The sequence below is a fragment of the Microvirga sp. GCM10011540 genome, from assembly GCF_042650665.1.
GTDB lineage: Bacteria > Pseudomonadota > Alphaproteobacteria > Rhizobiales > Beijerinckiaceae > Microvirga > Microvirga lenta.
Window position 1 is genome coordinate 23,533 of record NZ_JBHSBQ010000037.1, and the last position, 19,160, is coordinate 42,692.

14 protein-coding genes are annotated in these 19,160 nt (G+C 66.7%); 4 read left to right on the forward strand and 10 right to left on the reverse strand.

The window, feature by feature from the left end; all coding sequences use genetic code 11:
* Positions 1 to 34 precede the first annotated feature (34 nt).
* The 7 genes from cysC to ACFOYU_RS12920 form a co-directional block, all read right to left on the reverse strand.
* The gene (gene cysC, locus ACFOYU_RS12890; protein ID WP_377033915.1) at positions 35 to 1,933 is read right to left on the reverse strand and encodes an adenylyl-sulfate kinase; all 1,899 of its coding nucleotides are present in this window, start codon (positions 1,931 to 1,933) and stop codon (positions 35 to 37) included.
* A gap of 20 nt (positions 1,934 to 1,953) precedes the next feature.
* Positions 1,954 to 2,853 carry a sulfate adenylyltransferase subunit CysD gene (gene cysD / locus ACFOYU_RS12895; protein ID WP_377033900.1) on the reverse strand — a complete coding sequence of 300 codons (900 nt, stop codon included), beginning with the start codon at positions 2,851 to 2,853 and terminating at the stop codon, positions 1,954 to 1,956.
* A 126-nt stretch (positions 2,854 to 2,979) separates the two neighbouring features.
* Entirely contained in the window at positions 2,980 to 3,843 is an 864-nt protein-coding gene (locus ACFOYU_RS12900) for a glycosyltransferase family A protein (protein ID WP_377033901.1), read from the reverse strand.
* A gap of 4 nt (positions 3,844 to 3,847) precedes the next feature.
* On the reverse strand, positions 3,848 to 7,231 hold the full coding sequence (locus ACFOYU_RS12905; RefSeq protein ID WP_377033902.1) for a rhamnan synthesis F family protein: 3,384 nt from the start codon (positions 7,229 to 7,231) through the stop codon (positions 3,848 to 3,850).
* Between the two features lie 237 nt (positions 7,232 to 7,468).
* On the reverse strand, positions 7,469 to 8,215 hold the full coding sequence (locus ACFOYU_RS12910) for a sulfite exporter TauE/SafE family protein (protein WP_377033903.1): 747 nt from the start codon (positions 8,213 to 8,215) through the stop codon (positions 7,469 to 7,471).
* A gap of 273 nt (positions 8,216 to 8,488) precedes the next feature.
* Positions 8,489 to 9,448 carry a hypothetical protein gene (locus ACFOYU_RS12915; protein ID WP_377033904.1) on the reverse strand — a complete coding sequence of 320 codons (960 nt, stop codon included), beginning with the start codon at positions 9,446 to 9,448 and terminating at the stop codon, positions 8,489 to 8,491.
* Positions 9,449 to 9,545: 97 nt separating this feature from the next.
* Positions 9,546 to 11,741 carry a glycosyltransferase family 2 protein gene (locus tag ACFOYU_RS12920; protein ID WP_377033905.1) on the reverse strand — a complete coding sequence of 732 codons (2,196 nt, stop codon included), beginning with the start codon at positions 11,739 to 11,741 and terminating at the stop codon, positions 9,546 to 9,548.
* 185 nt (positions 11,742 to 11,926) lie between these two features.
* Here ACFOYU_RS12920 and rfbB point away from each other — a divergent pair, with 185 nt between their 5' ends.
* The 4 genes from rfbB to rfbA all read left to right on the forward strand — a co-directional run bounded on the left by rfbB (position 11,927) and on the right by rfbA (position 15,431).
* On the forward strand, positions 11,927 to 12,988 hold the full coding sequence (gene rfbB / locus ACFOYU_RS12925) for a dTDP-glucose 4,6-dehydratase (RefSeq protein ID WP_377033906.1): 1,062 nt from the start codon (positions 11,927 to 11,929) through the stop codon (positions 12,986 to 12,988).
* Positions 12,989 to 13,061: 73 nt separating this feature from the next.
* A complete protein-coding gene (gene rfbC / locus ACFOYU_RS12930) occupies positions 13,062 to 13,619 on the forward strand; it encodes a dTDP-4-dehydrorhamnose 3,5-epimerase (RefSeq protein WP_377033907.1) in 558 nt (185 codons plus the stop codon).
* A gap of 20 nt (positions 13,620 to 13,639) precedes the next feature.
* Positions 13,640 to 14,533, forward strand: a complete 894-nt coding sequence (gene rfbD / locus ACFOYU_RS12935) for a dTDP-4-dehydrorhamnose reductase (protein WP_377033908.1) — start codon at positions 13,640 to 13,642, stop codon at positions 14,531 to 14,533.
* A 10-nt stretch (positions 14,534 to 14,543) separates the two neighbouring features.
* Complete coding sequence (gene rfbA, locus ACFOYU_RS12940) at positions 14,544 to 15,431, forward strand: glucose-1-phosphate thymidylyltransferase RfbA (protein ID WP_377033909.1); 888 nt, start codon at positions 14,544 to 14,546, stop codon at positions 15,429 to 15,431.
* Positions 15,432 to 15,656: 225 nt separating this feature from the next.
* On the opposite strand, the gene ACFOYU_RS12945 is transcribed toward rfbA, so the two are convergent.
* The 3 genes from ACFOYU_RS12945 to ACFOYU_RS12955 all read right to left on the reverse strand — a co-directional run bounded on the left by ACFOYU_RS12945 (position 15,657) and on the right by ACFOYU_RS12955 (position 17,901).
* Positions 15,657 to 15,968, reverse strand: a complete 312-nt coding sequence (locus ACFOYU_RS12945) for a hypothetical protein (RefSeq protein WP_377033910.1) — start codon at positions 15,966 to 15,968, stop codon at positions 15,657 to 15,659.
* Positions 15,969 to 16,275: 307 nt separating this feature from the next.
* Entirely contained in the window at positions 16,276 to 17,094 is an 819-nt protein-coding gene (locus ACFOYU_RS12950; RefSeq protein ID WP_377033911.1) for an ABC transporter ATP-binding protein, read from the reverse strand.
* A 21-nt stretch (positions 17,095 to 17,115) separates the two neighbouring features.
* On the reverse strand, positions 17,116 to 17,901 hold the full coding sequence (locus ACFOYU_RS12955) for an ABC transporter permease (protein ID WP_377033912.1): 786 nt from the start codon (positions 17,899 to 17,901) through the stop codon (positions 17,116 to 17,118).
* Between the last annotated feature and the right edge of the window lie 1,259 nt (positions 17,902 to 19,160).

The window sequence follows — 19,160 nt, forward strand, 5'->3', positions numbered from 1 at the left end:
TTGGGGTCAGCCCGGACAGGATTTTGAGCGGCTGTCAGCTCCCGGCCTCTGCCGTGATGGCGAGAATGCGCCGGACGAGGTCGTCACTCAGTTCATCCGGGGAGGCCTCCGCGGTCGGGAGACGGACCTCCGGGTGCTCGGGAACCTCATAGGCCGAGTCGATGCCGGTGAAGTTCCGCACCAGACCGGCCCGTGCCTTGGCATAGAGGCCCTTCGGATCGCGCGCCTCGCACACTGAGACTGGAGCGTCGACAAAGACCTCCAGGAACGGAATATCGCCCACGATCTCACGCGCCATGTCACGCTCGCGCCGGAACGGCGAGATCAGGGACACAAGCACGATCAGGCCGGCATCGGCCATGAGCCTCGCCACCTCCGCCGCGCGCCGGATGTTCTCCACCCGATCAGCGTCCGTAAACCCGAGGTCTTTGTTCAGCCCATGGCGGAGATTGTCGCCGTCAAGGGTGTAGGTATGGAGACCCTTCTCGCTCAGGCGCCGCTCCACCTGATTGGCGATGGTCGACTTGCCCGCGCCCGAAAGGCCGGTCAGCCAGACCACCATCGGCTTCTGGTGCTTCAGCGCCGAGCGGTGGGCCCGGTCGGTGTCGAAGGCCTGCCAGGTGAGGTTCGTCGCGCGTCTGAGCGCGAACGAGATCATCCCGGCCCCAACGGTCGCGTTGGTGACGCGGTCGATGATGATGAAGGCGCCAAGCTTGGGATCGTTGCGGTAGGCATCAAACGCGATGGGGCGGTCAGTGGCGATGTTGCACACCCCGACCTCGTTCGCCGCCAGCGTCTTGGCCGCGCTGTGTTCGAGCGTCGTGATGTTGAGCCGGTGCTTGAGCTCGGTGATGGTCGCAGGCACTACGGTCGTTCCGAGCCTGAGCAGGTAGGAGCGGCCCGGGATGAGCGGATCGTCGTTGAGCCAGATCAGGTCGGCCGCAAACTGGTTGGCCACGACCGGTGGCTGGGCAGGATCCGTCAGGACATCGCCCCGGCTGATATCGATCTGGTCCTCAAGAACGAGGGTCACGGCCTCGTCCGCATGAGCCTCGTCCCTGTCACCGTCCATGGTGACGATGCGGGCGACCCGCGTCGGGCGCATCGAGGATCCGGCGACAGTGACCGGATCATTGCGGCGGATGGTGCCGCCCGTGATCGAGCCCGAAAAGCCCCGGAAATCCGCATGGGGCCGGTTCACCCACTGGACCGGCATGCGGAACGGCGCCGTGGACCGCTCGGCCCGCACGTCGACATTTTCGAGCCAGTGCATGAGGGTCGGACCGCGATACCATTCCATGTGGCGGCTTGCATGGACGACGTTGTCGCCATTGAGCGCGCTGACCGGGATGCACTCGACCGCGCCGATCCCGACCTTTTCCGCCAGATCCCGCAGGTCGGAGGCGATCCGCTGGAAGGCATCCTCGCTGTAATCCACTAGATCCATCTTGTTGATCACGGCGGCGACGCTGCGGATCCCCATGAGCCCCAGGATGGTCGCATGGCGGCGGGTCTGGGTGAGAACGCCCTGGCGCCCGTCGAGCAGGAGGATCGCGGCCTCTGCGTTCGAGGCGGCGGTCGCCATGTTGCGCGTGTACTGCTCGTGCCCCGGGCTGTCCGCCACGATGAAGGTGCGTCGCGGCGTGCTGAAATACCGGTAGGCGACATCGATGGTGATGCCCTGCTCGCGCTCCGCCAGAAGCCCGTCGACCAGAAGCGACAGGTCGTAACCCTCCGGCCCGACGGGCCGGCCGCGGCTATCGCGCGTGAGTGCCTGCAGGTGGTCGTCCGGCACAAGACCGGCATCGAAGAGAAGGCGGCCGATCAGGGTGCTCTTGCCGTCGTCGACGCTGCCGCAGGTCGCGACGCGCAGAAGGGGATGGGCGGGCAAGGCGGAGGCCTCCTGAGCCGGCGCCGTGAAGTCGTTGCGCATCTGTGCGGAGGACGCGTTCATCAGAAATATCCCTCCTGTTTCTTGCGTTCCATCGAGCCTGACTGGTCGAAGTCGATCAGGCGCCCCTGGCGCTCGGAGGTGCGGCTCTCCTCCATCTCGCGAATGATGTCCCTCAAGGTGGAGGCGGTGGATTCGATGGCTCCCGACAGGGGATAGCAGCCGAGCGTCCGGAAGCGCACGTTGCGCTGCTCCGGCGTCTCGCCTTCCTTGAGCGGGAAGCGCTCGTCGTCGAGCATGATGAGCGCGCCCTCGCGCTGGACCACCGGTCGCGGTTTGGCGAAATAAAGCGGCACGACCGGGATGCCCTCCTGCTCGATGTAGCGCCACACATCGAGCTCGGTCCAGTTCGACAGGGGGAACACCCGCATGCTTTCGCCGGGCGACAGGCGCGGATTGTAAAGCCGCCACAGTTCCGGCCGCTGGCGTTTCGGATCCCAGCGCTGATGCGCGCTGCGCAGGGAGAAGATGCGCTCCTTCGCCCGCGACTTCTCCTCGTCGCGGCGCGCCCCGCCGATGGCCGCATCATAGTTGCCGGCCTTGAGCGCGTCGCGCAGCGCCTGGGTCTTCATCAGGTCGGTATAGGCGGCCCCATGGGTGAAGGGCGTCACGCCGTCATTCACGGCGTCCCAATTGGTGTGGACGATCAGGTTGAGGCCGAGTGTCCGGGCGGTCTCGTCCCGGAAGCTGATCATGTCCCTGAACTTCCACTTGGTGTCGATGTGGAGGACCGGGAACGGGATCGGCGACGGATAGAACGCCTTGCGCGCCAGATGGAGCAGGACCGAGGAATCCTTGCCGATGGAGTAGAGCAGCACCGGGTTCTCGAAAGACGAGACGATCTCCCGGAAAATATAGATGCTCTCGGCTTCGAGATATTTCAGATGACCGGATTCAACCATGACTCAAACTTCCGGGAACTGGGAAGACCGGGCCGCGCGATGGCCGGAGCGGACCGTGGCCTGCAGGCGCCGCCACGGGCGAGGAAGCCGGGGTGTCGCCGCCGGCCTGGAGGATGCGTGCAGCGATCATGCCGCGCGGTCGAGAAAGTCGCGGATGCTGAGGTCGGGGTTTGGCGGAGCGATGCCGAGGGCGCGCTGCACCGGCGCCGCAATCGGCGTGCTGCGCCGCCGCTGCTCGACAAAGGCCGCCGCGCGCTCGTACTGGGCCTGCCACGAGGGGGGGCGGCCTCCCGCGGTATGCGTGTTGCTGCCATCCGTCTTGAAGTAATATTCCCCGATCTCGGTGCCGACGAGCGCGAAGTCGGACGGGAACTGGGCGCAGATCCGAAGGATGAAGTCGTAGTCCTCTTCCAGGAGGAGGTTCGGTTCAAAGAACAGGAACTGCTCCGGGATGCGGGTGCGGTCGATGACATAGCTGTGGATCGGGCAGAAATTGCCGCGAAACAGGTCGCTCAGGGTCGAACCCTCGAAATAGGGCAGCGTCGCCTTCGGCCGGAAGAAGGTGCTGTGCACCTCGAGCTGGACCAGGCGCACGCGCCCGAAGGCGATGCCGGCCTCTCCCGCCTGCAGTTGCGAGACGAGAAGGTCGTAAGCCTCCGGATAGAGGACGTCGTCATAGTCCAGGAAGGCCAGGTAGCGTCCGCGCCCGGCGCGGATCCCGAGATTGATCAGGGCCGAGCGTGCGTCGACGGGCTCGGGGTGCTCCCAGTTCAGGACCTCCAGGGTCGGCGCATCCTCGCAGGCGAGGAGGGGGGCGAGCCGCGCCCGGACCTCGGCGAGGTCGGTCTCGGAGAACCGTTGCGCCACCAGGATGATGTGCAGGGGACGGTAGTTCTGGCCGACAAGCGAGAAGATGCAGCGCTCCAGTTCGGGGAGGCGCTTGGCGTCGTGAAACCGTACGACGACATCGAGCTGGTTCTTCCGGGTCATGGGATCACCACCGTGTTGGCGCAAAGCTGAAGTGACGGGAGAAGTCGGCGACCCGCCGCCATTCCTGGGGGACCGCGTCCGGCCGCGTCTCCGGCGGCTCGGTCCCGAGCGCCTGCAACTCCCGCGTGAGCCAGGTCTCGAAGTCCTGATTGCCCCACTTGCGGGCGAGCACGACGCCCGAAGTGAAGATCATGCGCAGCACTGCCGGCACCCGCGGGCGGTTCGTGACCGCATGCAGGAACTGCGCCCGCGGGCAGATCCGGACCGGGAGGCCCGCCGCCCGGGCCCGCCACGACAGATCGACGTCCTCGCAATACATGAAGAAGTTCTCGTCGAAGCCACCGATGGTCTCGAACACCCCGCGCGGGATCGCCAGGCAGGCCCCCGACGCCCATGCGGTTTCGAAGGTGTAGGGGTTGTAATCTTTCGGGTGCTCGGCCGGGAACTGAGCGGCCTCGATCAGGGCGCGGCCATCCTGTGCCTGCATCATCTGCACGAGGGCCGCAATGGCGTCCGGGTGGAAGGCGCCGTCCGGGTTCGCCGCAATATAGAGATCGGCGCCCTCCTCGAAGGCGGCCTGCATGAGCCGGTTGTGCCCGGCGCCGAAGCCGACATTGCCCGTGGCGGGCAGGCGCCTGACTGCCTCGTTGCCCTGGGTGATGGTTTCGGTCGAGGCGCCGTTGTCGACGACGTAGATCCGGCCTGCGCTCTCGAGGCCCGCCTGCTCCAGCGCGATGCGGGTGCTCGAGAGCATCCGGCGCAGCTGCCTGTCGGCATTGTTGTAGGTGACGATGCCAACGGCGACGCGGGTCGAGGAGTTCACGGCCTCGTTCAGGCCGAGCGCCCGCGCCTGCAGCAGGTCGACGAGCCCCTTCGCGGGGGCGGGGATCGCCCGCGGCGTCTCCTTGCGCGGGCGCGGGGGAATGGGCCCGGTCAGGGCCACGACGTGATCGGCCATGAACCGGTCGAGCGCCAGGGGGCTGTCGACCGGAACGATGCACGGCGTCTCCTCGAAGAGGTGCGGGTGCGAGACCTTCAGCCAGGTGAAGCCCGCCCGTTCGCAGATGATGAAGTAGAGCCGTTCGATCGCATGGGCGAGCGTGCCGTCGATCTGTCCGCTCTCGGGCGGAAAATCCTCGAAGGAGAGGTTCAGGTCGAGCAGCGGCTTGAGCGCCGCCGAGCGCGCCCAGAACATGGAGCCGGATGGGAAATCGAGCGCCTGGTCGAGCGTGATCCTGGTCCCGGAGGCCTTCAGGAGACCGTTGGCCAGGTCGAGGTTTCCGCCCCAGTTGATCCAGTGCCGGACCGGCTCGAAATGCTGCGAGGCCACCATTCCGAGATCGGGATAGCGCGTGAAGGCCTCGAAGACGCTCCGGACGATGTCCGGAGAGCCGAGCATGTTTTCGAGGAGATAGCCGCGCCAGGTGCCGAGCACGGAGGCATGGGTCGACTGCTTCGAATGGAGGTGGAGGACGTATTCGTACCGGTCATAGACATCGCGGAAGCCGACGAGCTTCGGCGCGATGTCGCGCCCGCGGTTGTCCATCACGCGGACCTCGACGGCACCTCCGCTCCATCCTGCGAAATGCCGCTCGATCACGGCCTGCTTGGCCGCCGTGTCCGTCGAAATGAAGATATCGGCCGCGAAGGGAATGTTGCGCAGGTAGCCCTGGATCTCGACCGTCGCCTCCTCGTGGAAGAGATGGCAGATCACCGCAAGGCTCGGCGCCGGCTCGAGCTTCTCCATGGGGTAGCCGAAGGGAACGGCCAGGCTGTAGTCCTGGTCGATGGGACGCGCCACCTCGGGTGGCACCTCCTGCTTGGCCTTGGCGGGCTGAGGCCTCGCCGGCTGCGGCGGTGGTGGAGGAGGGGCCTCGGCTGCCGGTGCATCCTGCCGCTGGACAGGGGGAAGGGCTTCCCGCCCTGACAGGCTGCGCCACTCGCGGAAGCGCCGGACGAGCTGTCCCGTCGTGGTCCACCAGGCTACCTTGACGGTCCTGCGGCCGAGACGGCGAAGGCGTGGTGTCGCGGACAGCCCGCGCCGCACCGGGGACGTCGCCTTCCAGATCGTGCTTGTCTCGATGGCCGTCAGCCGGCCCTGGATGGCATCGCGCTCCGCCGTGATCGTCGCGGCCCTTGCCTCATGGCGCTGCGCGGCCTCGGACACATCCTGCAGGGCCTCTTGAAGCTCCTGCACGGCCGCCTGAAGCCCCTGCACGGTTTCCTGCAGGGCCTCCTGGGAGGCCCTTGCGTCCGCCTGCGTCGTGTGAAGCTCCGCCCGCACGGCCTCCGTCTCCGCCTGCGCCACCTCCAGGCGGTGGCTTCGCTCGGCGATGGTGGCGTCGCGGGCCTCGATGGCGGCGCCGGCCTCCCGGAGCAGGCGGTCGTAATTGAGGATTTCCTGATCCCGTGCCCTGACCTCCTGCCAGGTCTGGGCCAGCTTCTCCTCCAGGTCGGCCTTGGTGCGCCGCAGCGTCTCCTGGCTTGCCGCGAGCACGGGCCCGAGCGCCTTCAGGGACTGGTTGAGGCTTTCCTGGATCTCGTCAAGGCTCGCCTGGGCCGCCGGATCATAGGCATCGGCCGTGAAGCGCTTGAGCGCCTCCCATGCCTTGGCGCAGAGGCGGTGGAGCGGATCATCGGCGCCGGAGAGGTCCTGTTCCGTGCGGTGATGCCGCAATTCGGGCCCGAGGAATTCATCGATCCTGGTTCCGGCCCGCATCGGATCGCGGGGCCAGATGACGCCAAGATCCTCCCCCATCTTGGCGACGATGGGCCGCCAGTCCTGGAGAAGGTCATCATAAAGGGTGAAGGTCCGCGGCATGTCGCGCGTGAACCGCTCGCCCGCCAGCACATGGTCGAGCCACAGCATCAGGGATTGCGCACGGGAAAAGCCGTTCCTGCTCTGCAGGGATCCGGCCACCTCCAGGGGATGGCGCCCCGGCAGGGCGGCGACCACCCGGCGCTCCATGCGGGCCAGGGCCGCGGTCCAGAGCGGCAGGAGCCGGCACATGCGGGGGTCCTTGACGAGGAAGGCCGGTTCCCCGGCATAGTCCTCGGCGAGGATCTCGACGAGCTGCGCGATGAACGCCTGCCCGGTCGGGGAATGGATCCAGTCGGGAGCAATCGGGAGGGGGTCGTCCCAGCTCGAGCCCAGGGTCGCCAGCACATGGTCGTGGAAGGCCATGAGCTTCTGGTTCTCGAAATATCCCCTCTGATTGCGTTCGGTGGCAGCCATCAGCTCGCCCGGAACGGCGATGCCCAATTGGCTCAGGACACCGCTGAGGGCGGAGGTGCCGCTCCGATGCATGCCGATCACGAGGAGCGCCAGGGGCTTTCCAGTCTCGGAGACGCTCTCTCTCACGAGGATCGTTTCTGCACTTTTAGCCAATGCCATATCCACAATTCAAAAGTCCCAGCTGGTCCAGAAGCGCCCTGCGATAGCAGGTGACGCCAGGGTTGTCATCATTCTGCGGGCCGAAGGCAAAAGAGCCGCGGGTCCTGCCTCGCGCCCTGCGCCCGCATAGGGCATCCGGACCGACATGCAGGCCCCGTCCCATGCATCGGCGCCACCCCGGGCTCATCCGTCGCGAAGACCATCCGGTCCGTGGGCGGGCCCGCACGGGGCTCAAAGGATGAAGCTTTGAACGATGCCCCGCAGGCTCAGGATGATGATCACGACGCCGACGAGAATCATCAGCGGCCGGTCCGGCATCTTGCGCGCGGCCAGCGCCGCAAAGGGGGCCGCCAATACGCCGCCGATGACCAGCCCCAGGATGATCGGCCACAGATCGAGGCCGATGGTAAGCACGAAGGTTGCCGAGATGGTGGCCGTGACCAGGAATTCGGCCGCATTGGTGGATCCGATCACGAAACGGGCCTTGGTGCCTGCCCCGGCGAGCGTCGAAGCGACCAGTGGTCCCCAGCCGCCGCCGCCGATCGCATCGAGAAAGCCCCCGGCGAGGCCGAGGGCGCCAACATAGCGCGGCGGCGTCTCGCGGGCTGGACGCGACCTCAGGGCCTTCCAGAGAACAAGGCCTCCCATGATCCCGAGATAGACGCTGACCAGGGGCTGGACCGCGTCGCCAGGAATTTCCGTCAGGAGATATGCGCCGGCCGCACCACCGAGGATTCCCGGCAGGGCCAGCCGCCGGAACAGGGCGGCGTCCACATTGCCAAGGCGCCAATGGGAGAGCGCCGAGGCGCCCGTCGTGAACACTTCGGCCGCGTGAACGCTCGCGCTCGCAGTGGCGGGCGGAACGCCCAAGCTCAACAGGACGGTGGTGGAGGTCAGCCCATAGGCCATGCCGATGGCGCCATCGACAAGCTGCGCCGCAAAACCGACCGCAACGAACAGCAGCACGTCAGACAGCACGAGGAACTCCATATGGGCCGGGGAGGGGCAGGGGCGTGCGAATCGGGTTGGGGGCCGGCGGGCATGATGCCCGACGGTGACCCGCGGCGGCCGGGGCGGTCACCGCCGGCGCCAGCTTCCAAGGACAGTTTCGGAAAGGGGCTCCACGGCCCTTACGCAGCCCTGGTTTTACATGCAAGCGTCCGGCCGGCTCTTGATGATCCGCGAAGGGAATATCCCCGTGGGAAGCCGTCATGGCCGAAGCTCCGCATCATCGATCCGGGCCGCCCCGTTTCAGGCCCGGCCGGACCGCGGGAACACCGGGCCAGGGACGGCGTGCAGCGCCCCCGGCGGCGGGCCGAGGCGGCCTGTCAGGCCATGTGCGACGGCCTGCGCCATCACGCCCAGGGGGCGCAGGCTCAAGGGCGATGCCGCCCAGGTGGACAGGGCCAGGCGAATCATATGCAGGGCGAAGCGCGCCCGCCATCCGACGGGGATGTGGCCGAGCCGAAGGCAGGCGGCCTGGTTGCGGAAGTAGCTGTACATCCTCATCGGGTTCTGCCGGGGGAAGCGAATGCGGAAGATCCGGGAGCGGACCGCTCCCTCGCCGATGGTGTGCTCCATGGGCAGCTCGCCGTGAAACCAGCAGGAATATCCCTTCGCCCAGGCGCGAAAGCACCATTCGGTGTCGATCCCGTCGATGAAGAAGTCGCTCCGAAATGGTCCCACCGCCCGGAAGGCGGAGAGATCGACCAGGGAGCCCGATGTGATGATGTATCTCACGGGCACGGCGCCATGGCGCGCCGGTCTGGCGGGCTGCGGGAAGTAGCGCGGGCTCTTGTAGCGCTCCTCCTGACCGGCCGGGGCCGTGATCCTGGGGCCGATGACCGCGACGCGCTCCCCTGAAGCCGCCAGTTGATCCATTGCGCCACCAAGGGCCGCCACCATCCCCTCCGGCGGGCGGGAATCCTGGTCGAACAGCGCCAGGCGCGTGCAGCCCCTCATGATCGCGTTCAATGCCAGGATGTTCAGGGCCTCGGCGACACCGAGATTGATGTCCGAGTAGACGACCTCGCAGCGGGGATCGATTGCTTCCAGCCTCCTGGCAAGATCCTCCTCGATGACGGCATTCACGAAGACCGTCACGTGCCCGACGTCCCGGAGAACCGAGGTGATCAGGGGAAGGATCAGGCCGGCATCCGGGGCGAAGGCCACGACGCCGGCGGCAGTGGCGTTGCGGGCGGAGTCGGGCATCGACGTTGTCCTGGCTGGGTGTTTCGGGAGCTGGCCTGCGGGAGGCCTTCTGCCATGCCCTGTATCCGCCGCACCGGGAGGATGGCAACAGACCGGGCTACCGGGTGCGGATGCGATAATCCTCGGATTCCGTCGAAAGGTGGGGCGAGTAATAGGGATCCGACAACAGCCACGGCCCCCAGCGCTCCTGAAGGGCCCTGACCTCCCGCGCGAAGCGCCTCGCCTTGGCGGGGGTCACGTCGTGGCCGCGGCTGACGGATTCATGATGGTAGAGCTCCGCGAAGGGGGTCCAGACATTCGTGTAGCCGGCAGCCATCACCTTCAGGCAAAAATCGACGTCGTTGAAGGCGACGGCGAAGGTTTCCGGATCGAGGCCTCCGACCTCCCGGAAGACCTCCGTGCGGACGAGAAGGCACGCCGCGGTCACCGCCGACACGTCCCGCGCTGTGGCAAGCTGATCGAGATAGCCGCGCTCGGCTCGCGCGGCGAATTTGTGGCCGTGCCCGGCGCCGCCGCCCAGCCCCAGGACGATGCCGGCATGCTGGATTGTATCGTTGCCGTAGAAGAGCTTGGCGCCCACGCACCCGATGCGCGGCTGCACGGCATAGCCGACCATCTCGCCGAGCCAATCGCCCGAGATCACCTCGATGTCGTTGTTGATCAGACCCAGGATCGAGCCACGGGCGATTTCGGCGGCCCTGTTGTTGATGTCGGAGTAGTTGAACGGGCCCTCATAGGTCATGATCCTGATCCGCGGATCGCCGGCCCAGGACTCGAAGAGCCTGAAGGTGTCGGGTTCTTTGGACTCGTGATTGACGACGATGATCTCGAAATTCTGATACTGGGTCCGCTGCAGGATCGAGGTCACGCAGGTGCTCAACAGCGGGGCATTGTCCCGGGTCGGGATCAGGAGCGACACCAGCGGCGGGTCCTTGGGAACATAGGAGATCCTCGGATAGGGCGACCGGGGATCCTCGACGGCCCTGGCCTGTCCGCCCTCCCTGGCGAGGTGCTCCCTAACCGCCCGTAGCCGCGCCTCCCGGTGCGGGGGAGGGGGGGCGGCCATGGCATCCGTCTCCTCCTGGTGCAAAAGCACCTTGGCGAGATGGATGATCTCGCCCGGACGCACGGCGCGCGTGTAGCGGAGCTTGAGGTCGTGGTCCTCGGCCCCGTCGAGGCCGGCTCGCCATCCCCCCAGGGCCACGAGCGAGCTGGTGCGGAACCAGGCCGGACCGCCGATGTAGTCATGGCTTGCCAGCAGGTCGGGGGACCAGGCGGGCTTGAAGCGAGGAGAGGTGCGCTGCCCGCTGGGGTCAAGCCGGTCCTCGTCGGCATAGATCAGGCGCGCTGCCGGATGCCTTTGCGCCGCGAGGGCACATTCGAGAAGAGCATGGGGACGCAGGCGCCCGCCGTCCGGGAGCGGGATCACGAATTCTCCCGAAGCCGCCTGGAGGAGCGCGTTGAGGATCCCGGCCCGGTCATCGCCCCCGGTTTCGACGAACCTGATCCTGCCGGCGTTTCCGGTTTCTCGAGGCAGGCGGCCCGCGAGATCCTTCGCCTGTTCCAAACCCGACCCGATGAGGAGCTCCCACTCCGGATAGATCTGCTCGTCCAGGTCCCGGATCACCGGGACGAGCCGCTCCGCCGGTCCTCGGACCGGCAGGAGGACGGAGATTCGTGGGCGGGCCGGGAGGCGCTCCAGGCGGGCGGCGTGCCGCCCCTGGTCGCGGCGGGGATGCTCATCGAAGAGCTCGATCCAGCGCGCGAAGGCATCGGGGGCCGATGGCGGGGACGGCGTCGCGCTGTCGATCGCTGCGAGCACGCCTCCGCCGTGGCGCAGGCGGCTGAGATACTGCACGCCGCGTCCCGCGAGCGTGCGGGGCTCCTCGCGCAGGATCTGAACGGCGCGCCGGGCCAGGGCCAGCACCCGGGCAAGGCGCGGTGCCGGGTCGATCCGGAGGCTCAAAGGTCTCTCGAGATCCCCCGACCCGCTCAGGTGGAGCAGGATCTCCTCGACGGTTTCGCCTGCCCTGAATCGTCCCGAAAAGTGGTTCCGGCCGACGAGCCGGGGCTCGAGGAACAGCGACGGGGCATCTTTGAGCCGCAGCTCTATGACGAGATCTACCAGGCCGGCCTCCGGAAACCGGGCCTCCAGCATGAGCCACCGATTCCGCAGCACCCGCTTCGGCGCATAGGACAAGGTCACCGACGGGTCCGGGTGCCTGACCCGCACCGGTCCGGATTCCGGTCGGAGATCCGGACGGGTGGGGTCGACGGGAACGAATTCAAGCATTGTCAAACCATGTCGCGGCATCGTCCCGCGGTCCATATCGTCCAGGGGGAGCCTTGTCACGGCGCCGCCCGCCCGGGGCAAAACTCCCCCTCGCTTGCAAGCCCGGGGCTTATTTGATAACCCCCGGGCCGACCTTTTTGACCGGATCCCGTGAAACCGGATCCCCGGATGGCATCAGAAAACCCATGGCGAAGAAATTCCTTGTTACCGGCGGCGCCGGCTTCATCGGTTCGGCCGTCGTGCGCAAGCTCGTGCGCGACACATCCCACGATGTGCTGGTGGTCGACAAGCTGACCTATGCCGGCAACCTGGAATCCCTGGCGCCGGTGGCCAACAGCCCCCGGTACTCTTTCGAGCATGCGGATATCGCCGATGCCGGCCGGATGCGCGCCGTGATCGCCCGCTACCAGCCCGACGTGATCATGCACCTGGCCGCGGAAAGCCATGTGGACCGTTCGATCGACGGCCCGGGTGAGTTCGTGCAGACCAATGTCGTGGGAACCTATGTCCTGCTTCAGGCCGCCCTGGAATACTGGCGCGGCCTGCCCGCGGAGCGGCAATCCGGCTTTCGCTTCCACCACATCTCGACGGACGAGGTGTTCGGTTCGCTCGGGGAGGAGGGGCTCTTCCACGAGGAGTATCCCTATCAGCCGAACTCGCCCTATTCGGCCTCGAAGGCCGCGTCCGATCACCTGGTCCGGGCCTGGTTCCACACCTTCGGCCTGCCGGCCCTGATCACCAACTGCTCGAACAATTACGGCCCCTATCACTTCCCCGAGAAGCTCATCCCCCTGATGATCCTGAATGCCCTGGAGGGGAAGCCGCTTCCCGTCTACGGCAAGGGCGAGAACGTCCGGGACTGGCTCTTTGTGGACGATCATGCGCAGGCCCTGATCCTGGTGGCAGAGAAGGGCGTCCCCGGCGAGAGCTACAATATCGGCGGCCGCAACGAGCATACCAATATCGATGTCGTGCGGAAGATCTGCGCGCTCGTCGACGAGATGGCGCCGGATCCCGATCTTGGCGCGCGCGAGCGGCTGATCACTTACGTGGCCGACCGTCCCGGCCATGATCTTCGCTATGCGATCGACGCGAGCAAGATCGAGAGGGAGCTCGGGTGGCGGCCGGCCGAGACCTTCGAGAGCGGTCTGCGCAAGACCGTGCGCTGGTATCTCGACAACCGTGCCTGGTGGGAGCGGGTCCGGTCGGGCGTTTATCAGGGCCAGCGCCTGGGCGTCGCCGTCTAGCGCGCCCGGAAGTCACCCGGTGCGCGGCCCTGCGCCGCCGGCACCCAGCCCCGGCAGGAACCAAGGGAAGAAGATGCTTCACGTCGAGTCGACCGCCATCCCCGAGGTCAAGGTCGTCAAGCCGGCCCGCTTCGGGGATTCCCGCGGATTCTTCTCCGAGGTCTACAACCGGGACCGGTTCGCCAAGGCGGGACTGGATCTCGACTTCATCCAGGACAACCATTCGTGGTCGGCCAAGGCCGGCACCGTCCGGGGTCTCCATTTCCAGCGCCCTCCCTTCGCGCAGGACAAGCTCGTGCGGGTGGTCCGGGGCCGGATCCTCGACGTCGCCGTCGACATCCGGCGCTCGTCGCCGACCTTCGGCCGGCATGTCGCCGTCGAGCTGTCGGCCGAGAACTGGTGCCAGTTGCTCGTGCCTGTCGGGTTCGCCCACGGGTTTTGCACGCTCGAGCCCGACACGGAGGTCCTCTACAAGGTCACCGGCGCCTATTCGGCCGAGCATGACCACGGGCTGGCCTGGGACGATCCTGCCCTTGCCATCGAGTGGCCGGTCGAGGCCGGGGCGGCGATCCTGTCGGACAAGGATCTCCGCCATCCGCGCCTGGCCGACCTTCCGGCCTATTTCGACTGACCGGGCGAACGGGGGCTGCCATGCACATCCTTGTCACCGGGACGGAGGGCCAGGTCGCAAAGGCCCTTGCCGAGCGGGGTCCTGCGCTCGGAGGGCGAATAACTGCCATCGGCCGGCCGGACCTCGATCTCTCGCGGCCCGAGACCATCCTGCCGGCCCTGCGCCAGGCCGCCCCGGATGTGGTCGTCAACGCGGCCGCCTACACCGCGGTGGATCAGGCGGAGACGGAGCCGGAGGCGGCCCTGGCCATCAACGGCCAGGGTGCGGCCGCCGTCGCGGCGGCCGCGGCAGCCCTGGGCCTTCCCGTCGTTCATCTTTCGACCGATTACGTCTTCGACGGGACCCTGGATCGGCCCTATCGCGAATCAGACCCGGAAAGCCCGCTTGGAGCCTATGGGCACTCGAAGCTTGCCGGCGAAAAGGCGGTTGCCGCGGCGACGCGCGACCACGCGATCCTGCGCACGGCGTGGGTCTACAGCCCCTTCGGCAAGAACTTCGTCAGGACCATGCTGCGGCTCGCGAAGGACCGCGACGAGGTCGCCGTCGTGGCCGACCAGAAGGGCTCGCCGACGAGCGCGCTCGATATCGCCGATGGCGTCGTGACGGTCGCGCGCAATCTCCTCGAGCGCCCCAGCGACGACAGCCTGCGCGGCGTCTTTCACATGACCGGGGCGGGATCCACGACCTGGGCCGGGCTCGCGACCCATGTTTTCGAGCAGTCGGCGCGCCTTGGCGGGCCAAGCGCCCGGGTCCGGCCGATTGCGACGGCGGAGTACCCGACCCCGGCAAAACGCCCCGCGAACTCCACGCTCGATTGCACGAAACTCGCGGCGGTGCATGGAGCAAGACTGCCGGAATGGCAATCGTCGGTTGCCGCCTGTATACGCCGTCTCGTTGAGAACGACCGGTTCTGAGGAGCATTGAATGAAGGGTATCATCCTGGCGGGAGGCAGCGGCACACGCCTTCATCCCCTGACGCTTGTCACGTCCAAGCAGCTTCTGCCGGTCTACGACAAGCCAATGATCTACTACCCGCTCAGCGTTCTCATGCTGGCGGGGATCCGCGAGATCCTGATCATCTCGACGCCGCACGACCTGCCGCTGTTCCAGCGCCTGCTCGGGGACGGGTCGCAGTGGGGCATGCAGTTCAGCTACGCGGAGCAGCCCAGGCCGGAGGGCCTGGCCCAGGCCTATCATATCGGCGCGGATTTCGTGCGTGGCGAGCCATCTGCCCTGATCCTCGGCGACAACATCTTCTATGGCCATGGCCTGCCGGAACTGCTCAAGACGGCCGCGGACCGTCGCACGGGCGCGACCGTTTTTGGGTACTATGTCAGCGATCCGGAGCGCTATGGCGTCGTCGAGTTCGACCGGGCGGGACGGGCGATCTCGATCGAGGAGAAGCCGCCCGCGCCCCGGTCCCACTGGGCCGTCACGGGATTGTACTTCTACGACGGGCAGGTCGTCGACATTGCCGCCAATCTCAAGCCGTCGGCGCGCGGCGAGCTCGAAATCACGGATGTGAACCGGGCCTACCTCGAGAAAGGCGAGCTCAATGTCGAGCGGATGGGGCGAGGCTTTGCCTGGCTCGATACCGGGACCCACGAGAGCCTGATCGATGCAAGCGAGTTCGTGCGGGCCCTCGAGGTGCGTCAGGGGCTGCGCGCCGCCTGCCCGGAGGAAATCGCCTTCACGCTGGGCTTCATCAGCCGCGATGATCTGATCCGCCTGGGCGAGCGCCTCGGGAAGAGCGCCTATGGTCGCTATCTGATGCGCATCGCCACCGAGGACGATCTTCGAATCCCTGAATAGGCGGCTCCGGCACATTCCTGCCCCTAGCGCGGGAGCGCAGTCTTCCGGCGGCGCTCAACGGTTCGGAACACCTCTTTGCTGCGGCCCGTCGCGGAGGGGCGGCTCGCATCTCCGACAAGCCTGGCGGCCGGCGTGGACGCGCAGGAAAACCGAGCGCCGGCGGGGCGGCGCTTGGACTTCTGCGCCGCGAGCGGTATCCGACGCGGGGACGCGACGGGCGGATTCCTACTCCTCGTCCGCTTCGCGATAATCGGGGAGGGGGAAGTCGTCAGGGGCGGGAAGCTCCGCAAAGGGGTCCTTCGGCAGCGGCTCCCAGGAGCCCTCCCGTGTCGTGCAGCCATTGGCGCAGATGCTGCGCAAGGCGCGGGTGTTGGACCGCTGCAGCCGGGAGTGCTCCTTGTCCTGCGCCTCGAGAGCCGCTCGATTGGCCGTGTCGAGGGATTTGGATGATGGCTGCGGATTGGCCTGGGACAGACAGGGAGAGGAAACCAGGAGGGCCGCAACCGCCCAGATGAGTTTTTGCCGTGATCGTGTCATTGGAAACCTCTCACATGAAGATGGGGCGAAATCGCGATGACAGGGGCCGCCTTCCGAACGGTGCGGCAACAGGATCGTCGGGCTCCTGCTTTATCGCCCCGGTTCCTGAGGGTGGCAAGCTCCGATGATGGACATGCCCCTCGCCTGACCGGGCAGGTCCCTGTCAGGCGACCTGATAGGGGAGGGGTGAGGCGAGGCTGTCACCATCGGAGGCGGCCCTCTCCCGTTCGTCGATACCGGGCCCGTACTCCCCGGCCGTCTCCGCCGCGACACTCAACTCCCGCGAAGCAGACGCCCGGCAGAAAGGTCATCGGCCGGTACCGGCCGCCCGCCGTGCCTGGACGGTGCCGGATGCCGCATCCTCTCCGGCGACGGCCGCCCCGACGATCTCGTCATAGTGCTCGTAGGCCTGCCTGACGTTGCCATCGAACAGCAATCGTCCGCTTTGCAGCACCAATCCCCTCGTGCAGAAATCCGTGATCGTTTTCCGGTCGTGGGATGCGAGCACGACGATCGGCGAACGCTCGATCAGCTCCTGCATGCGTTTCTGCGCCTTGGCCATGAAGGCCGAATCGCCTGCTCCGACGCCCTCGTCGATCAGCAATATGTCGGCATCGACCGTCGTCGAGATCGCAAAAGCGAGGCGCGCCACCATGCCGGCGGAGTAGGTCCGGATCGGCATCTTGAGAAAGTCACCCAGCTCGGAAAATGCGGCGATCTCCTCGATCTGCTGCTCGATGGCGGCGCGGCTGATCCCGAGATAGCGACCGCGCAGGACGATGTTCTCATATCCGGTCGAATCCATGTCCATGCCGAAGCTGGCATCGAACAGGGCCGCCACGCGGCCCTGGACGAGCAGGCGCCCTTCCGTCGGATGGTAGATCTGTGCCAGCACGCGGAGCAGGGTGCTCTTGCCGCTGCCATTGTGGCCGATGAGCGCTATCCGATCCCCCGGGCGGAACAGGAAGTTGATCTGGCTGAGCGCCTGGACCTCGACCGCCCGTGCGCTGTTGCCCGCGATGCGGCCGCCCGTCGTGCGGGACAGGATCTGGTTTTTCAGGGACCTCGCGGATGCGGTGAGCACGGGATAGCGCACCCCCAGGTCTTGAGCTTCGACATGTGCCATTTTGAGCGAGCCTTCCGGGGCCTAGATCCAGTATGCGACCTTGCGTCGTGAGCGGCCATAGACGTAGGCCGTCACGAGCCAGCCGCCAAGCGCCATGGCCACGGCGACGGACCATTGCGCCAGGGACGGCGCGGATCCGAGGATCGGGACACGAACGACCTCAAGCAGATAGGTGAAGGGGTTCAGGAATGCGACCCATTGCCGTTCTGGCGGCAGGAAGTCGACCCGCCAGAGAACGGGCGTCATCATGAATAGGGCCGTGATGAGGGACTGGACGATCAGGGGCACGTCCCGGAACCTTGCTCCCAGGGTTCCAAGAAGCAGGATGATCCAGATGAGATTGGCGATCAGGATGAGCATTCCGGGGATGAACAGCAGCGTCGTGCCGGTGATGGGGATGCCGGCGACCAGCATCGCGAGGGCAATGACGATGACATTGTGCAGAAAATAGATGAACTGGTTCCACACCAGCCGGAAGACGTGAATCGTCAGCGGGGCCGGAACCTGCTTGATGGTCGCGCTTGCACCGATGAACACGTTGCTGCCCTCGGTGATGCAGCCCGCAATGAAGGTCCAGATCACGACCCCCGAGGCGACGAGGGGCAGGAAGCTGTGCAGCTCCTGTCGGAACAGGCCGGCATAGAGAAGGGTCATGCCCGCGACCATGATCAGGGTCGCAAGCGTGATCCAGAGAGGGCCCAAGGACGAGCGCCGGTAACGCTGCTTCACGTCATGCCAGCCGAGAAAACCCCACAGATCCACGCGTTTGAGGCCGACGAGAACGTCGAGAAGAGCATACTTGATCATTGTTGCATGAGCTCGGGGTAGGGCCAGGCGGTCGATAACCAGTTCATTCAGGCTTAAGACGGCGAAGTGCACAAAGATGCAAGAGGGCGTGACCGCGGCCTATCGCCGGTCTGACGCGGCTCGCCGGGACGCGGCTGGACCCCATTCTCGTTCCTCAGGAGCACTCACATTCCGGTCATGCGGATCGGGCATCCGAGGCACCGGAAGGGCCGTGGCGTGATGCGCTCCCGCCCCTGATGGGCAAAGCCGCCGCGGTCGGCAGCGCATGGCCGCTCGCTAGACAGGAATTCACTTTCGTCGCTCCGCTCCGATTGCGCGGCCAGAGGCTGTTCTGGATCCGTCAATCGGCCCCTATACAGGTGCGGGAGGTCGAAAGATAGATCTCCGGCCGGCGGGCCTGCCGCCCGTCTCACCGGGGGGACGGTCGGGTGCCCCCGGGCAACCCCTCTGGCGGGAGGAAGGGCGCGGGCCGACCCGCCGACGGGAAACGGCACCATCCGGAGGGGCCGTCCGCGTGCCAAGCTCAGCGCTCGTGCGCCGCGGCCGTCGCAGCCAGGAGCCCCGTTGCCTTCCCCTCATGCGGGCAGGTTCTCTCGCCGGGCACGCCGGAGGAGGCGCGATGATGGGCGCAGGCATTCCGGAACCCACGGCCCGTCACGCCGGGCCAGGTGGCGGGGATCACCCGGAGCCATGCGGCTCACGCGGAAAATGAAAGGCGTCATCGCCAAGCCCGGGCACCTCACGCCCCGGGAGCTGTTGCGCCTGCCTTTCCAGACGGACCTGATCCAGGGCGATGATGGTGGCCGATGCCCCCGCGGCAGGTGTCGCGGTATCACTCCCGCACGGCGGGTGCTGTCCTGGCGGGCGGCGGCCCAAAGCCGCCTTCCTCATCCGGTGGACGGCAAGAACCGCGACAGGCTCGGCAGGGGCGGCCGGTGGTTCCTCCGCCAGGCGAGACGATTCCCCGCCCCAGGCAAATTCCTGTCCGTCCAGGTCGGGGGAGGGGCATCCGTCGCACTCTTGGTCTCGGCTCATCTTCACTCCCCCGACGGCAGGATCCGAACCACCAGGAGATATCCGGTTTTTCGTCCGTGCTCCACTTTCAGGATGCCGCGCAATCCTGGCATATTCGTTACTCTTCGCGGAAGGCTCGTGTGAGGTGATCGGCGAGGGGTTTGGTGAGGTAGGAGAACACGGTGCGGTAGCCGGTCTGGATGAAGCCCTCCACCGGCATGCCGGGCACCAGCTTGGTCTCCCCC

Bases quoted from the DNA above. Each gene is read 5' to 3' on its own strand.
- cysC (WP_377033915.1), bottom strand. From the start codon at position 1,933: ATGCGCAACGACTTCACGGCGCCGGCTCAGGAGGCCTCCGCCTTGCCC.
- cysD (WP_377033900.1), bottom strand. From the start codon at position 2,853: ATGGTTGAATCCGGTCATCTGAAATATCTCGAAGCCGAGAGCATCTAT.
- ACFOYU_RS12900 (WP_377033901.1), bottom strand. From the start codon at position 3,843: ATGACCCGGAAGAACCAGCTCGATGTCGTCGTACGGTTTCACGACGCC.
- ACFOYU_RS12915 (WP_377033904.1), bottom strand. From the start codon at position 9,448: ATGCCCGACTCCGCCCGCAACGCCACTGCCGCCGGCGTCGTGGCCTTC.
- ACFOYU_RS12920 (WP_377033905.1), bottom strand. From the start codon at position 11,741: ATGCTTGAATTCGTTCCCGTCGACCCCACCCGTCCGGATCTCCGACCG.
- rfbB (WP_377033906.1), top strand. From the start codon at position 11,927: ATGGCGAAGAAATTCCTTGTTACCGGCGGCGCCGGCTTCATCGGTTCG.
- rfbC (WP_377033907.1), top strand. From the start codon at position 13,062: ATGCTTCACGTCGAGTCGACCGCCATCCCCGAGGTCAAGGTCGTCAAG.
- rfbD (WP_377033908.1), top strand. From the start codon at position 13,640: ATGCACATCCTTGTCACCGGGACGGAGGGCCAGGTCGCAAAGGCCCTT.
- rfbA (WP_377033909.1), top strand. From the start codon at position 14,544: ATGAAGGGTATCATCCTGGCGGGAGGCAGCGGCACACGCCTTCATCCC.
- ACFOYU_RS12945 (WP_377033910.1), bottom strand. From the start codon at position 15,968: ATGACACGATCACGGCAAAAACTCATCTGGGCGGTTGCGGCCCTCCTG.
- ACFOYU_RS12950 (WP_377033911.1), bottom strand. From the start codon at position 17,094: ATGGCACATGTCGAAGCTCAAGACCTGGGGGTGCGCTATCCCGTGCTC.
- ACFOYU_RS12955 (WP_377033912.1), bottom strand. From the start codon at position 17,901: ATGATCAAGTATGCTCTTCTCGACGTTCTCGTCGGCCTCAAACGCGTG.